Genomic DNA, 13,997 nt, shown 5'->3' with positions numbered 1-13,997 from the left:
AAATACAGCCATGCAGATAGAATTCTTAGGGCCGGTTTACCCTACAAGCCGGAAAGCGGTGAACGCGTTTACGGATATACTGAATATGATACTCCTGTCGGATAACATTGTGGAGTTTAACAGGAACCTGTTGCAAAGGAACCGATCCGGCAGGTTATCCGCCCATTTCTCCTGGTCGTTTGCAAACTATACATTCAGTTTATGGCAGCGGGTAGGTTCCGGTTCGGATATATGCTTCGGGCATAAGCTGATTGAATTGCACTATGTGACGCTGGTATGCAAAGACCGGCGAAGGGCAAATATAACGACTCATTAATTTAACACATAAAGGAATATCGAATAAAGGAAATAAACACGGAAAAGTAGCCGTAAGGCTGCTCTTCTCTCATTTTACAACAGTTAAACAGATAAAAACGATGGATACACAAAAAGAAATCGATATGGATATGGTAACCGGATTAATGGATGAAAGCTATTCACTGGCCTATGTCGGTTATGACGAAAACCTTAATAAAAAAACCGCCGCCATTGCAAAATGCCTCGAGGCAAAAAATGGCGATGCGCTTATTGAAGATGTGGACGAATGGTATTTCCCGCAAATGGAAGAATCGGTACTGGATATTATGGAAGGCCTCAAAAGAGACCTGGCTGACATGGGCTATAAGAAATGGGAAGCCGAAAAATTCTTTGAGGAGAACGCAGAAGGGATCAAAGAGGCTATCTACAGCCGGGACGACTCCGATCCGCTGAAAGACCTCCTGGGGAATACAGGTAAAATACCTGTCCGTGTAGAGCTGTTATCCAATTACGACTGTATCAACTCGCACCGGCTGGAATCGTCCGGCGGGTACAGCTCCGAGGAATCCTACTTTGGGGATATGGTCGATGCCCTGAACCTTAACCCGGCTAAAGTGAAAGAAGTATTAACAGGGCGCGGAGAGAAAACGACCGGTATATTCCCGGATAAGCGTTCCAGGAACGGAAAGGAACAGGTTTCCTATGAACAGTTCTACGAAGAACTGGAAAATTCCTGCTGCGGGGCAAACCTGCTGACCTATGCCGCGACAATAGATTTGCAAAAACTATATGAAGCGGATTTCAACCTGCCGGAAATAATAATACCCAAAGGTAATGCCTGCGGCCTGTTCAGCTCCATGCAGGGAGGCGGCAGCCTGATGGAAATGGAGTTGCAGGACGATGTAAGATTACATCTAGCCTCAGGCGGATATCCCCGTTTCCGGCTAAGGGTGGAAGAGGACGGTAAAGGCTATAATTATTCCATCAGGCAGGTGTATGGAGTCATTGACTCATTCTATGGTAAGCCCCTGGACATTATTAATCAACCTCAGATACCTCAAACAGTATGAAACAATATGAAGTAAAAACAAGGTTCGTCTTTGAAGGGATATTCCGGGTGAACGCGGAGAATCGGGAAAAGGCACGCGAAAATGTTGAAAAACACTGCGGCCTGCTAATGGGTGGTAATATTCATACAACCCTTGACGAAAAAGACGTTGACTGGGATTTTGGCATTCATCCGGAAACGGAAATAGCAGATATAAAGCAACTTAAAAAAAGAGAAATAACCAACTCAAATAAAATACAATTATGACAGAATCAATTATTTCCGCTATCGGTAACTCATGCAGTTGCGATAGCCGGCAGGCGCAGGAGTATCTCGAAGACGAAATCCGGAATCTCCGTGAATTAAGGGATTTGGACGATCTCCGCTCCGGCGATATGGAAGTAGCATGCGATAACCTTGGATTAGAGCGTGACTATGTAGAATATTTCATCAATGCTTTAGCATCCTAACCTGTATCGGTTAAACTTTCTCAAACAGTAAAGAGAATATAAAAATCATTTTTTAACAATCTTAAAAATCACAATTATGAACGAATTGATGACAAGAAAGGAAACATTCGATTTCCAGACAAACAAAGTAGAGACCATGGATCTGCCGACACTGAAGCGTACCCACATGGAAGATGATTACGAAGGCAATCCCCTTCGCGGGCTCTATCATTTTCAGGCAATTGAAAATGTAATAGGCATCTGTAATAAATACAACCTTAATTATGATGTCGAAGAAATATTCGCGGCGCATAACAACAGCAAGCATCTTCCGGGTGTTACCGTTTTGAAGAAAGAGGAAATTGCCCACGGGGAGAAATCGGTAGTCGCCCATATCCTGAGAAGGATATGGGCGACTATCCGTATCAATGATTACGAAACTGACGAGCTAACCACCACGATTGTATTGACTTATCACCAGGACGGTATCCAGGCTGCAATCGGACCATGTGTGAAGGCTTGCCATAACCAATGTATCCTGAGCGCCGAGCGCATCGTTTCGAATTATGGAAAAAATAAGGTTAGCACGGAGGAGTTATTCAATACAGTAGACGGGTGGCTAAGCAGGTTCGAAACCCAGATGACCGAAGACCGTGAGCGGATCAGGCGTTTGAAAGGGACGAGCATCAACCAGCGGGAAGTATATACCTATATCGGTTTGCTTACAGCATTGCGTGTCGCCCATGACAGCCCGGATGAAACACTTTCGGCCGGGGTGGAAAACTACCCGCTGAATCAATCGCAAATCTCAGCGTTTACAGAAGATGTGCTTAAAAAGATGAAAGGACGCGATACCATTTCGGCATGGGAGCTTTACAATATAGCGACAGAATATTACAAGCCGGAAAAGACCTCGATCCCATCCCTTGTACATCAGAACGTCGCGTTCGTATCAGCGCTCGACAGCTTCTGTCAGTTTAAGGATAAAGAAGTGATAGATGTGGAGGCTGTATTCGTTTCCTGATAATAAGAATTGAAGGGAGCCTTCCGTCACGAGTGGTAGGAAGGCTCCCTTCTTATTTATAGCAATATAACTTAAAAAAATAAAGACACGAATTATGGAAATCAAATGCGAAGCAAGATATGCCGAAGCAGTGGCTTATGCGGAGAAAACCGGAGATAAAACATTGCAGGATTGTTTAGACAGGCTCAAGCAATGGGAGATAAACCAAAAATGCGTGATTACCCTCTGCTACGATCACGCACCCCTGTCATTTTACTTTGAAATGAACGACCAATCCGGCAAACGGGTAATGAACGGAGGATTGCTCTATCATGGAAACCCGGATGAATCCCGGGCGGTTACATTCGATCCTGCAAAAGGCTGGCAAATACATACTTAACCCCATCATTTAAACGATAGCTATGGCAAGCGACGAATTGGTCACTACATTCAATATTCCGGCAGATAAGAAGAAAACTTTCTTTTTTAATAAGGAAACAGATCATCCGGAAGCGGAAGCAAAAAAGTTTTGCAAAAAGAACCGGATGAGATTTCCCGGCATCCGGGAGATGGAGCCTTATACACTCCACACATGGCAGCATTATAAAATGGTTGCCTTCGATGCAGAGTGCGACGAGAAAAGCAGCCGGTTCTTTTACGGGTTCGGTAAATTTTAAATAATCGCATTCAAGCCGGGAAGCCATAAATGTATTTACGGATATCCTGACCATTGAAGTATAACAAGCCATTAACCCATTGATATGAAACCTGAAAACAGGGATAAGGAAGATTATACATATAAAACAACTTAAATAAAATACAATGATGACAGAATCAATTATTTCCGCTATCTGCAACTCATGCGGCTGCGATAGCGGACAGGCGCAGGAGTACCTTGATGATGAGACCGGCAACCTCCGGGAGTTAAGTGATCTGGATGATCTGAGGTATAGCGATATGGAAACAGCGTGCGATAACCTTGGACTGGAACGCGACTACATAGCGTATTTTATCAACGCCTTAGCGTCTTAACCCTAAATTAGAATAGCCATGAGTTTTTTCAAAGATATAGATACCCGTTGGAAAGGCAAAAGAATCAGGATAAAGGAAGGACATCAGAGAGCCGGGGAAACGGCCGTTTTTTCACACACCCTCAATGGGTATGACGGATTCGGGCTGGTATTCAAAAGCGATGAAGGCAAGCCCGGTATCTTCATCCGGTCACGGGAATTGGACTTGATTGAAATCATAAATAAAGATGAATTACCATGAATCGAAGCATGATTATTGTCAAATCACCAAAGTCCATGATAATAAAAAACCATGCAGGTCCCATCTATCAATTGAAAACAAAATTATTATCATATGAAATATTTTACAACGATAAACAGCCTTGCGGAACTGAAAAAGCAGTACCGCAAACTTGCAATCCAAAACCATCCTGATAAGGGAGGGAATACGGAAGCCATGCAGCAGATAAACCTCGAATTCGAGAAACTGTTTGCCGTATGGAAAAACGACACGAGTACCACAGATACAGCCACAGGCTACGAAAGCGATTATGCGGAAGCATCGGCAAAAGAATATACCGATTATGTCTATAATGAGTACCGCTACCGGGGAAGCAACTATAAAGGTCAATCCCCGGAAGAAGTCGTGGATATATTGCGTATATGGCTGAAAGAAACTTACCCGCGATATAAGTTCTCCGTAACCAGGAAGCATTATGATTCAATCGGTATTTATTTGATAAGGGCTGACTTTTAAGCATTCTCCAAAGAATCCGCCTGCAAATGCTCAAAGCAGCTTAACCATTACCATATAGAAAAAGATAAGGATCTGACAGATCGCGCCCGCGAGGTAATGGACAATGTATATCGCTTTGTTAATTCATATAATTTTGATGATAGCGATGCTATGACGGATTATTTCCATTGCAACTTCTACCTGAACATGGGTATCGGCACCTGGGAAAAACCATATAAGATAGAGATACCAAAGCTGCAAGCGAAGAAAGGAACATTACCTCCGGTGTTCAAACATCCCGAAGGGGCAACCCATAAAGCTATCAGGCAGGCGCTCGGGAAAGCACGCTTCAGCTATATTGAAAGTAAAAAATACAGTGGAATGTTGATACTAGGGGAAGACCATTACAGCGATGGTGGCGAACATCATTTCTGGGGGCTTAACTATTCAAGCGGGAAAATGGCCCGAAAAAGGATAGACAAACTCCAGGCTGCGGGTATCATTTGTAAAACAACAGGCTGGAATGGCGGATATATCCGGTTTACCGGTTATACACCCGAAACGGAAGCGCTGCTCGAAAAGGAAAGGCAGGAGTGGATTGAAGCGAAGAAAGCCTGGGATCTGGAACACGGGAATGAAGAAAATATGGAAGCGGAGGGAGCCGGAAGGCTCTCTTCTTATTTATAGCGGTATGAACTGATAAATAAGTCATAAAACAACTATGATACAGCAGGATAAAGACACGCCGGATATAATCGACCGCCTTCTGTCCGGATTCGATGCGCCGGAGTTCTTATCTTTCGTCCGGTCCCTTCTTGAATATAAGCCGGCAGCAAAAGTAAAAGTCAAATATAAAAAATACCAAAATGAAAAAGCATAAGCAGGAGGATGTCAGCGACTGGATGGAAGAAGCCAGGGAACTGGCTAAAGCTGAACGGGAACTCCAAATTGACAAATGGGTAATCATATCCATCGAATACCGGAAGAAAGGCGGTGAGCGCATAGTCCTTCACCGCTACGACCTCCCAAGGGATCTCCATGAGAAATACGGATGGGTCATCCGGTGGAGGAAGGCCAGGTGCCAATGCCTGTACCCTCGTGAGTCAATAGAGCTTTACCATTCCTATTACGATAAAAGAACGGGAATGAATACGGGTTTCAATTCGTGCCTGTCAAAGCTGGCAGCATCCAAAGCCCGGATTACAATAGCAAAGAAACGGGAACAGGAATACCTCTGTTTTCAAAAGCAGAATAATCTCTTTTTTGATGAGAATACCGACGAAGACCTGGTTAAATTCAGGGAAAAACTCAAAAAGAAAGAAGAGAACTACAATCTGCTTTATCAAAGCATCCGGCATGCGGCGCAGAGGCATATTTCCGGGCAGAAGAATAAAGAATCAGCCTTGCCGTAAGGCGGCTATGTTTAATTAAAAAACTAAAAAACAATGGAACTTTCATCAAAACCGACAGAACGTATACTGATAAAGGCTAATTGCCAAAGCGAATGGGATTGCTGCGACTTTGCCGTCATCACCTGTGACGATTCCTGGAAAAAAGGACTCAGGAAAAAACTGGACGCTATCGGGGCATTCAATGCTCCGGACAGTTTCATCTCTTTCAGATTCTATGATAGCAGCGTGGAATTTTACCAATCGAAAGATGACGAAGCTGAATTATTATCAGGAGAAAAGGAATGGGAATTTGTTACGCTTAACGAGGATGAAGAAGAATCATTCGAAAAACCTGAAACCCGGCTGGAACAGGGGTTGCTGGTCCTGTACAAAGACGGCAGCGGATTTTACAAGGCTTACGGTAAATATACAGGCGAAGAATTCTATACGGCTATATTTCCTATAGGTAAAATATTGGATAGTATGGAAAATAAGTGAACTCGTGAAAAATAAGAAATCCGAAACTTATTGGAAAGGCCGGATTTCTTGTTTATTCTATTATCACAGATAATACTATTCGTCCTTATCTGCCATAACCGTATAAAAGACATTGGCAAGGATTTCACAATCGCAGTATCCGCCTTCTTCCCTGAATCCGGACAGGATTTCCGCATGATTTTCGTAGACAATATTATCCGTAAGCCAATTTTCGGTATAGCGTAATGTGTTGTTACACTCCTTGCAGGACAGTTTCTCAATCAGATGGTTCCGGAGGGAATCCCGCTGTTTCTTATCCAGGACAGTAGCATAAACGGAATTGCCGGAGATAAGCGGAGTCCTGCGCATAACAAAATAGACATAAGCAAAACAGTCCTTATATGTCAGGTAAAATTCCTGTTCTTCCTCTATAGCGGAAGCAAACTGTTTGCCCATCCCCCTTTTCATTGAATCGAAATAACCGTACCAGCATTCATCCGGCAGGGTAAAACGGGTATGCAGCCTGTAGCCTGCTTCTTTTATCCGGGCAAGGTGATAGTCTATGCTTTCCAACTCCCGGTTATGAAAGGCATTTTCAAAATAATCATACACTTCACCGGGAAGCTCTTTATCTGTCAGCAGGCATAATTCAGACATAGCCAGGTAACCACCGGGCCTGATATATTTTCTCCACAGGGACAAGCGTTTACCAAAATCCAATTCTTCAAAGGCGCCTTCGGATAGCAGTAAATCCAGGCTTTCTTCCGTAAAAGGCAAATCGGTATATGAGGACAAATGTGTTTTTATCCTGTCCCCGATACGACTCCCTTTTGCTTTGGCCCGGATAGATGGAAAGAACAATCCGTCCCTATCGACGGCTGTAACGGTTCCTTTCCTGTATGTCCCGGCCAGCAACAAGGCTTGCTCTCCCGTACCGCAAACAATATTCGCGATCTGCGGCTCGGGATTCTTTAATTTTATCTGCTGCAATACCTTGGTGGTAAAGGTATCGCTCCCCGGGCATCGCCGAATTGCAGGATATTGATTTGCAGGATTCATAAGCATTGTAAAATTACAATTATTATTTGATTCGCATATTCATAATCCACGCCCTTTTTTATTTTGCGGCGACTTATGGACTACCGGTTTCTTATTTTCGACAGAAAGCCTGTTATCCTTCCGGATGTTTGGATAATCACGTTTCAATATCTCATTGGCTTTATCCCGCATAGCGCCCAATACCTTATACTCATGTATATGCCCTGAAAAATCCAATGCCTTACCGGCCAACTCCCTGAAATCATCTTTATACCTAAAGCCGGGCATCTGATCGATACCCAAAATGCCATGGCCCGCAAGGCCGGAAAGACTTGTGAAATAATAAAATTCCATGGAGGCTATTTCTTTCAAGACACTGATATTACAGGTATCCCCATCCAATTTCACAGGTAAATATTTCCCATCCCACATATTGTTTATCAAACCGGCTGCCGCATATGGTTCCGCATCCCAACTGAATTTCGCTTCCTGCAGGCTGTATTGCAATACACTTTTATCCAAAAAGAAGCTCCGGTCAGGTGGAAACCCGGCCTGCTGTACCATCGGGAACCTGATGGCTAGATCACTCATCCCCCTTAAAACGCCGCTGTCACATTCCAGATAATGAAGATTAAAATAAGTATTGTCGTATGCCGGATTATAAAAATTATCCAGATACATTTCCAGGTTCTTTTGAAACAGCTCTTTCCCTTCCGCTGTCCTGGAAAATAACAGTACGCCATTATCCGTTTCAATGGCATTATAACAGCCCGGTCCATCCTTTCTCAGATGGTCATACTCTCCATACCGTCTCTCTTTGAGCGGTATTGCCGCCCCTTTCCGGATATCCGGATAATCGCGTTTCAGTATACCGGAAGCCAGCTCCCTTATATCCTGCATAAGTTTATTTGCCGTGGCGCCGGAACACCCTTCCATTTTCTTTGCCAACTCCAGAAATTCTTTTTCGTATTTGAAGTCCGGCATTGCTCCGTTCAACAGAACCCTGTTATATGAAATCCCCCCGGCTATTTCCTGCAACGTACTTATATGGAAGGTATCCCCCCTGACGGGAATATGTACGCCGTCAACATGATTCGTGATCCGTTGTATTTGTTCCGGGTTTGGCTCCCAGCCGTTTATCTTTATACCGATGCTGTCTTGCAGGACACCCGTATCCGTAAAACATTCGTCTTTGAGCGGAAATTGTAACGGCAGATGCTTATCAGGAAACTTCAGGGCGATATCGCATTTCTCCCGCAGTGAAGGATTATCCGATTCGATATAGTGGATATTGAAGTAAGTATTGTTGCATAAGGGATTGTACAGGTTGTCCATAAATAAAGCCATACAGTCGTGAAACAGCCTGGAACCTCCTTTTGTTCTGGAGAACAGCAATACGCCCTTATCTGTTTCAATAGCGTTATAGCCGTCATACCCGTTTTTCGGATTCTCAACCGACATAGATAATTAATTTAAAGTTTTTTGAATAACGGATCTCAATGTAAAAACTTATTTTCCCTTAAACCGCATTGGACCCGCAATATAAATATTGGTATTTGTATATCATCCGGTTAATTACTGTATAGACAGTGGGCAGCCGGGCAAAAATAAACAAATGTATTTTTGCCCGGCACCTGATTTCCTCCCCGAATTGTAGATGTGCGGTAAGGAAACCCGTATTACCATCTGGTGTTATGATGCACATTCAACCGGGCTATCTTTTCCAGCTTCTTCCAATAGATACTCCAATATTCATTATCTTTATCCGGCTGGTTCATCGGATTGGTACTGTCGTTATAAAGCCAGAAGCGATGGATATTGCCTTGTTCATCCCTGTTGACAGCGCTCTCGTCATATTCCGTTATTTCTTGGATAAAACGGTTTGTTAAGCCGAAGAACAAAGAGAACAGGGGCAGTTCCCTGCTGTTTTCTTTCAGTGTACGGGCATCTGTCGATGTTTCTGTCGTATTGAAGCCCAACGGTTTATACTCCCTGTTGAAAGCCATCCATTCCCCGTTTTCATTTCTTGCCAAACCATACGGCAGGTTTATTCTAAAAAAATCTGATAACATAATTTTTTAATTTTTGATTTTTAATATATTCTTATTCTATTTCTTCGTTCCACAGTTCTGCATCCGTTTTCGCAGTCGCCAGTGAATAAATTATAAATACCCAATTGAGGATATACGATACGATCATCATTGTCATCATGGCTGTTCCCCCTCCGGATTGTCATTATTAAAACTGAAACTGAGTATGAAGCTGTTGCCTTCCGAACTAAAAAAATATATGTCGATGACAGCCTGTTCTTCCGACTGTGAGGTATAGTACAGGCGGAATGTATCTTCTTTCAATTCATACAGGTCATTCGGCAAAAGTGGCTCATTGTTTCCCATCCTTAAAAGGCCGCGGCCTCCTGTCTGGAAATATCTCAATACATACCCGGTATCCTTATAATATCCGGCCTGCTCCAATTGGCAGCGGATTTCAATGGTCTCCCCTTTCTTTATCTTTTTCGGCACAGGCAGGTGAGTAACCTTGAATTCATAATCCTGCTTAATATCAAGATTGCCGCTACAGGCACAGGCCAGCAGCATTATCGCTGCCAGCCAGATTATTTGCGCGAATGCACGCTTTATTTTCGTTAGCATATTTTTCATTGCTGTCCTTTTATATTTTAGTTATTACTTTATATTGTCAAAAATTATTTATTTATCCTTACTTCCAGCCTGCGGTTTTTACTCCGGCTTTCGTCGTTATTATCCGGACTGACAGGCTCAGTGTCGCCCTTGCTGTATGCACTGATATATGCAGATGATATGCCTTTGCCCACCAGATAATCCTTTGCTTTATCCGCCCGCTTTTGTCCCATACGAATATTGCCCTTTTCCGTGCCTATATTACAAGTATGCCCGGTGATTTCGATATGCGCCTGCGGGTTTGCCTGCAATAAGTTGATATATCCGTCTAGCACAATTCTTTGTTCGGGCGACAGCGCGGTTTGTCCCAGCTTGTAACCACCTATGATTATTACAGACGGTAAGCCGGAACCGCAATCACACCCTTTTGTACCTGCGTTTTGTTCCCCTGTCCCTTTTATTTCCACGGTCGTATCGGTGATAACTGTACCTGTCGGGGGCACTACAGAATCGTTTTGGGTATTGCCAACTGTTTCTTCCATATCTTTTACGACTGAATTTATAGCAGGTACAGCAGGTGTGTTAGATTCGACAGGTTTATCTGCTGTTGCGGAATCATTTTCAATCAGTGTTTGTTGCTGTTCCTGCTCCTTCTTTCGTTCCTGCATCCGTATCCGGATTGGTTCCGCAGACCTGTCTTTTGTTCCGGTATCCGTATTTCCTGCTGGATAACCATAGATATCGTCCCATCCGCCGGAATACTGCATCTCCCTGTATCTCCGCCTTTCGGCCAGCAAGTCGCCGCTACCGATGGCAAAGGCAAGTTTTAGCTTTATGCCTATGGCTAATGGCGATACCTTCTCCATAAAGGACAACCTGTTGCCAGGGCTTCCATATACGGAAGCCAGCAGGCCGTTGATATGAGGATCAGACGGATTTTCATAATTATACCCGACAAACCTCTCCTTTCCGTATCCCCGGACAACATTATTCAAGCCATAGTCTATATAGACACCCGTATATAAGTCTGCACCAATACCTACATTCCATTTCATGCCCGCTTCCAGTGTTCCGGTATAGGATAATCCCATCTTTAACGGCTTTTCCATTGTCCTTACGGGAAAAGTCCCGTAGCCGAGGTCGTTCTGCCATATCTCTTCCTGATAATAATCCGTATAGTATCCGGAAGTGGTAACTATACCGCCGCTTGCCGTGTACCTGCCGTAAACTGGAATGCCCAGCTTGAATCCCAAGGAAGCATAGTACCTGTTATCCTTTCCCATGCGGTATATCAAGGAAATGGGGATATTCAGCAATCCGCTACGCTGGTATTCCCTGTAGCTGTCTACCAGAGAGCGGTACTCGATAGGGTTGCCGTCTGCATCATAAGTTGTGTAGGAACTGTTTACATTACCGATGCTTATGTTCCTGCTATGGAAGGCATATTCCAGTCCTGTGGAAACACCCCAGTTCCGGCTTATATAGCGCGTATAGCCGATACCGAAGGCATAGCCCGTACCTGTATTGGCCTTTCCAATATTCGGCCGGTAGTTTAATGTAGATAATCCGCCTGCCATCCACAGGTTCAGCTCATGGGGGACATAAGCATCCTCCAGATATTGAGCCAGCAGCAGGCTGTCGTTTATTATTATTTCCGTATCATCCTTCCATTCCTGATTATCCCCTGTCTGGGCGCAGGCTGTCTGGAATCCCATCAGGCAGGCCAGCAACAGCGGATACAGCCTGTGCAGGCATATTTTAGGTATCTTGGGCTGTCCTGTCCGTTCTTCTATATTTTCTCTATCTTTTATATTCTTCATTTCTTTCTGTTTTTAAATTCAGTAAAAAAGCTGTTAGCTGTTAGCTATTAGCCATTAGCGGCGCAAAGCGACGAAAACCATAAGCTATAGGCTAACAATTTACCGCTTTGCACCATTTGCTCATCTTCAAATCTGCTAATTTGCTAATTAAATTGGCACATCGGCACATTTTCAAATTAGCCCATTGATTATTGTACTACCGCCTTGAGCCCTGTTTCCAGTTCTTTTGATTTGAACTTCAGTATATAGACGCCTGTTTCCCCCGGAAGGTCAATAGGGATCGTATGCTGTCCCTTAGCCTGTACTTTACCGTAATAGCGTCCCGTATAGCTGTAAACCTCTACTTCCGCGTGCTCCAGCAGCTTTTCATTGGTTGTTTCCACCTGCACATAAACGCGGCTGTTATCCCTGCTGACGGGATTCGGGTAAACTTTTACGCTGGCAGGCAATGCGTTAGGGGTATAGTTGTACGGGCAGGAGAAGTAATGCTTGCCGTCGGCATCCGTCACTTCGACCATATAGGCCGCGTCTGCATCGAGGTTGCCTCCACCTGTGTAATAGCTACCGCCGTGTTCTGCCTGGGAGCCTTCCTTCAATAATCTACCGTCTTTGTACCATTTATAATAGCTGAAACTATGCTTCTCATTGGTAGCAGGGTTGTTATTGATTAGCAAAGTATGGTTACGGAGCTGCTTTATCAGGGGTAAAGTGGTAGTTCCGGTGACAGACCAGAGGGAGTTGCTTTCATCTGTCTTATGCTGCAACTGCACATAGTAGTCACCGCAATCCGGCAGGACGGATTCGATATAAAAGACGCCGTTTTTTGTGTTAATATCTGTGTCAACGTCTGTGCCGGATTCTGTAATAGCCTGCCTTGCCTTTACCAGCGCTACAGGAGAACCGTCCCAGCTTTCATCAAATTCAGGGATAATTTCTGTGGAGCCTCCGACTGTGGAAGCATCAAGGAAAAGGGATGCGTCTATACCGGTATCAATAGCTGTACTGACATAGCGGTAAGCCCTGGAGCCGGATTCGCCATAGTAGCTGCCTTCAAGTTCCAGACGCCCGTTGTTTGTAAACAACTCGCCATCGGACTGTAAGGCGATATTCCCATTCATTAGTACCGGGACATCCCCGATACTGACCTTCCCATGCCATGCCGTCTGTATATCCTGCGCACTTACTTGCGTTGCTATTGCGCACAGGTACAAAAGCGGCTGGAAGGTAAGTTTTATAATATATCCTCGTTTCATATCCTTTACTTTTTCCATTCAGTTTATTAAAACCGCGCCAGGTATAAATTAAGCAGGCGGGTCGGACAGTTGCCCGTACAATCCGCTTTCAGCCTTAATGTGCCTGTATAAAAAAAGTTGAACATGATCTCCGCCGTATGGTCTGCGGAATCGCCATTGACCTCGAACAGGACGGAAGTACCGAAGGCTACGTCCGATGCCAGCTTGAATCTGGCCGTGCTGTTTCCGTTCATCCTGACGCGCAGGCTGTACAGGCCGGGTTGCAGGCTGGTCCATGTATATACGTCGCTGTAACCGCCGGAGGTAACGCTTCCCGTGCTCGTACTCGCTTCCGTTATAGTTACCGGAGAGGCATAATTCGTAGAGGGCACCCAGCCAAACCCGTCATAGGCAAGCACCTGCCGGTAGCTTGCACCCATACCGTTTAAATCTTCGGCTTTAATCGTACCGTTAGCTATCCTGGCCGATGTAATAGCATTGTCTGCTATGCCCAGCGTGTAAGGGTCGGCTACCGTACCGGAACCTGCACGGACAAGGCCGCCATCTGTTGTAGCGTTGACAACCTCATTTCCGATAATACCATCCGCCTCTGTAGTGATACCTGTTTCGGATGAAGATACCCATGCCGTACCGTTCCATTTAAGTACATTCCCGCTTGCAGTTCCGGCAGGAAGGCTGACTGTAGGCGTCGTTGTGCCGTTGGTAACGGTGTAAGCATTCGGTCAGATGCATCTTTTTTGAGATATTCATAGTCTTTACCTTTGCATAATCAGGAGTTAACAAACATTTAACGAGCAATCAGTTTATGCAAAAGAAGAAACGAGTGACTATGCGCT

The 13,997-nt window shown here is 44.5% G+C and carries 20 protein-coding genes and 1 pseudogene; 14 read left to right on the top strand and 7 right to left on the bottom strand.

What is annotated here, in order from left to right; genetic code table 11:
* The first annotated feature begins 10 nt into the window (after positions 1–10).
* From ACYPZI_RS07175 to ACYPZI_RS07115, 13 genes and pseudogenes are all read left to right on the top strand, one after another.
* Entirely contained in the window at positions 11–316 is a 306-nt protein-coding gene (locus ACYPZI_RS07175) for a hypothetical protein (protein WP_379997225.1), read from the top strand.
* Positions 317–416: 100 nt separating this feature from the next.
* A complete protein-coding gene (locus tag ACYPZI_RS07170; protein WP_459600067.1) occupies positions 417–1,367 on the top strand; it encodes a hypothetical protein in 951 nt (316 codons plus the stop codon).
* On the top strand, positions 1,364–1,612 hold the full coding sequence (locus ACYPZI_RS07165; RefSeq protein ID WP_459600065.1) for a hypothetical protein: 249 nt from the start codon (positions 1,364–1,366) through the stop codon (positions 1,610–1,612). Before ACYPZI_RS07170 ends, ACYPZI_RS07165 begins: the two co-directional genes overlap by 4 nt.
* The gene (locus ACYPZI_RS07160; RefSeq protein WP_459600063.1) at positions 1,609–1,815 is read left to right on the top strand and encodes a hypothetical protein; all 207 of its coding nucleotides are present in this window, start codon (positions 1,609–1,611) and stop codon (positions 1,813–1,815) included. Before ACYPZI_RS07165 ends, ACYPZI_RS07160 begins: the two co-directional genes overlap by 4 nt.
* Before the next feature lie 76 nt (positions 1,816–1,891).
* On the top strand, positions 1,892–2,818 hold the full coding sequence (locus ACYPZI_RS07155; protein WP_459600061.1) for a DUF932 domain-containing protein: 927 nt from the start codon (positions 1,892–1,894) through the stop codon (positions 2,816–2,818).
* A gap of 94 nt (positions 2,819–2,912) precedes the next feature.
* On the top strand, positions 2,913–3,197 hold the full coding sequence (locus ACYPZI_RS07150) for a DUF4120 family protein (RefSeq protein ID WP_459600059.1): 285 nt from the start codon (positions 2,913–2,915) through the stop codon (positions 3,195–3,197).
* A 22-nt stretch (positions 3,198–3,219) separates the two neighbouring features.
* Positions 3,220–3,474, top strand: coding sequence for a hypothetical protein (locus ACYPZI_RS07145; protein WP_459600057.1), 255 nt, complete (start codon positions 3,220–3,222; stop codon positions 3,472–3,474).
* Between the two features lie 148 nt (positions 3,475–3,622).
* Complete coding sequence (locus ACYPZI_RS07140) at positions 3,623–3,829, top strand: hypothetical protein (RefSeq protein WP_459600166.1); 207 nt, start codon at positions 3,623–3,625, stop codon at positions 3,827–3,829.
* 18 nt (positions 3,830–3,847) lie between these two features.
* Positions 3,848–4,069 (top strand): hypothetical protein, encoded by a 222-nt coding sequence (locus tag ACYPZI_RS07135; protein WP_459600055.1) that lies wholly within the window; start codon positions 3,848–3,850, stop codon positions 4,067–4,069.
* Positions 4,070–4,162: 93 nt separating this feature from the next.
* Positions 4,163–5,230 (top strand): annotated as a pseudogene (locus ACYPZI_RS07130) (LPD29 domain-containing protein).
* Positions 5,231–5,264: 34 nt separating this feature from the next.
* Positions 5,265–5,423 (top strand): hypothetical protein, encoded by a 159-nt coding sequence (locus tag ACYPZI_RS07125; protein WP_459600053.1) that lies wholly within the window; start codon positions 5,265–5,267, stop codon positions 5,421–5,423.
* Complete coding sequence (locus tag ACYPZI_RS07120; RefSeq protein WP_459600051.1) at positions 5,410–5,955, top strand: fibroblast growth factor; 546 nt, start codon at positions 5,410–5,412, stop codon at positions 5,953–5,955. The genes ACYPZI_RS07125 and ACYPZI_RS07120 overlap by 14 nt, the downstream gene beginning before the upstream one ends.
* Positions 5,956–5,988: 33 nt before the next feature.
* Entirely contained in the window at positions 5,989–6,432 is a 444-nt protein-coding gene (locus ACYPZI_RS07115; RefSeq protein WP_459600049.1) for a hypothetical protein, read from the top strand.
* Positions 6,433–6,507: 75 nt separating this feature from the next.
* Here the strand turns inward: ACYPZI_RS07115 and ACYPZI_RS07110 are convergent, their stop codons facing one another.
* From ACYPZI_RS07110 to ACYPZI_RS07080, 7 genes are all read right to left on the bottom strand, one after another.
* The gene (locus ACYPZI_RS07110) at positions 6,508–7,470 is read right to left on the bottom strand and encodes a DUF2695 domain-containing protein (protein ID WP_459600047.1); all 963 of its coding nucleotides are present in this window, start codon (positions 7,468–7,470) and stop codon (positions 6,508–6,510) included.
* 39 nt (positions 7,471–7,509) lie between these two features.
* Positions 7,510–8,910, bottom strand: coding sequence for a DUF6047 family protein (locus ACYPZI_RS07105; protein ID WP_459600045.1), 1,401 nt, complete (start codon positions 8,908–8,910; stop codon positions 7,510–7,512).
* A 218-nt stretch (positions 8,911–9,128) separates the two neighbouring features.
* Positions 9,129–9,521, bottom strand: coding sequence for a hypothetical protein (locus ACYPZI_RS07100; RefSeq protein ID WP_459600043.1), 393 nt, complete (start codon positions 9,519–9,521; stop codon positions 9,129–9,131).
* A gap of 135 nt (positions 9,522–9,656) precedes the next feature.
* On the bottom strand, positions 9,657–10,109 hold the full coding sequence (locus ACYPZI_RS07095; protein WP_459600041.1) for a TraQ conjugal transfer family protein: 453 nt from the start codon (positions 10,107–10,109) through the stop codon (positions 9,657–9,659).
* A gap of 44 nt (positions 10,110–10,153) precedes the next feature.
* Complete coding sequence (locus tag ACYPZI_RS07090) at positions 10,154–11,908, bottom strand: OmpA family protein (protein WP_459600039.1); 1,755 nt, start codon at positions 11,906–11,908, stop codon at positions 10,154–10,156.
* 188 nt (positions 11,909–12,096) lie between these two features.
* Entirely contained in the window at positions 12,097–13,179 is a 1,083-nt protein-coding gene (locus ACYPZI_RS07085) for a T9SS type A sorting domain-containing protein (protein WP_459600037.1), read from the bottom strand.
* A gap of 8 nt (positions 13,180–13,187) precedes the next feature.
* A complete protein-coding gene (locus ACYPZI_RS07080; protein WP_459600035.1) occupies positions 13,188–13,532 on the bottom strand; it encodes a hypothetical protein in 345 nt (114 codons plus the stop codon).
* A 184-nt stretch (positions 13,533–13,716) separates the two neighbouring features.
* Here ACYPZI_RS07080 and ACYPZI_RS07075 point away from each other — a divergent pair, with 184 nt between their 5' ends.
* Complete coding sequence (locus ACYPZI_RS07075) at positions 13,717–13,875, top strand: hypothetical protein (protein WP_459600034.1); 159 nt, start codon at positions 13,717–13,719, stop codon at positions 13,873–13,875.
* The last annotated feature ends 122 nt before the right edge of the window (positions 13,876–13,997 follow it).

This window comes from Dysgonomonas reticulitermitis (genome assembly GCF_054601275.1).
The sequence above is the reverse complement of the archived record's forward strand: the minus strand, read 5'-3'. Positions and strand labels throughout refer to the sequence as shown.

Bases quoted from the DNA above. Each gene is read 5' to 3' on its own strand.
- ACYPZI_RS07175 (WP_379997225.1), top strand. From the start codon at position 11: ATGCAGATAGAATTCTTAGGGCCGGTTTACCCTACAAGCCGGAAAGCG.
- ACYPZI_RS07170 (WP_459600067.1), top strand. From the start codon at position 417: ATGGATACACAAAAAGAAATCGATATGGATATGGTAACCGGATTAATG.
- ACYPZI_RS07165 (WP_459600065.1), top strand. From the start codon at position 1,364: ATGAAACAATATGAAGTAAAAACAAGGTTCGTCTTTGAAGGGATATTC.
- ACYPZI_RS07160 (WP_459600063.1), top strand. From the start codon at position 1,609: ATGACAGAATCAATTATTTCCGCTATCGGTAACTCATGCAGTTGCGAT.
- ACYPZI_RS07155 (WP_459600061.1), top strand. From the start codon at position 1,892: ATGAACGAATTGATGACAAGAAAGGAAACATTCGATTTCCAGACAAAC.
- ACYPZI_RS07150 (WP_459600059.1), top strand. From the start codon at position 2,913: ATGGAAATCAAATGCGAAGCAAGATATGCCGAAGCAGTGGCTTATGCG.
- ACYPZI_RS07145 (WP_459600057.1), top strand. From the start codon at position 3,220: ATGGCAAGCGACGAATTGGTCACTACATTCAATATTCCGGCAGATAAG.
- ACYPZI_RS07140 (WP_459600166.1), top strand. From the start codon at position 3,623: ATGACAGAATCAATTATTTCCGCTATCTGCAACTCATGCGGCTGCGAT.
- ACYPZI_RS07135 (WP_459600055.1), top strand. From the start codon at position 3,848: ATGAGTTTTTTCAAAGATATAGATACCCGTTGGAAAGGCAAAAGAATC.
- ACYPZI_RS07125 (WP_459600053.1), top strand. From the start codon at position 5,265: ATGATACAGCAGGATAAAGACACGCCGGATATAATCGACCGCCTTCTG.
- ACYPZI_RS07120 (WP_459600051.1), top strand. From the start codon at position 5,410: ATGAAAAAGCATAAGCAGGAGGATGTCAGCGACTGGATGGAAGAAGCC.
- ACYPZI_RS07115 (WP_459600049.1), top strand. From the start codon at position 5,989: ATGGAACTTTCATCAAAACCGACAGAACGTATACTGATAAAGGCTAAT.
- ACYPZI_RS07110 (WP_459600047.1), bottom strand. From the start codon at position 7,470: ATGAATCCTGCAAATCAATATCCTGCAATTCGGCGATGCCCGGGGAGC.
- ACYPZI_RS07105 (WP_459600045.1), bottom strand. From the start codon at position 8,910: ATGTCGGTTGAGAATCCGAAAAACGGGTATGACGGCTATAACGCTATT.
- ACYPZI_RS07100 (WP_459600043.1), bottom strand. From the start codon at position 9,521: ATGTTATCAGATTTTTTTAGAATAAACCTGCCGTATGGTTTGGCAAGA.
- ACYPZI_RS07095 (WP_459600041.1), bottom strand. From the start codon at position 10,109: ATGAAAAATATGCTAACGAAAATAAAGCGTGCATTCGCGCAAATAATC.
- ACYPZI_RS07090 (WP_459600039.1), bottom strand. From the start codon at position 11,908: ATGAAGAATATAAAAGATAGAGAAAATATAGAAGAACGGACAGGACAG.
- ACYPZI_RS07085 (WP_459600037.1), bottom strand. From the start codon at position 13,179: ATGGAAAAAGTAAAGGATATGAAACGAGGATATATTATAAAACTTACC.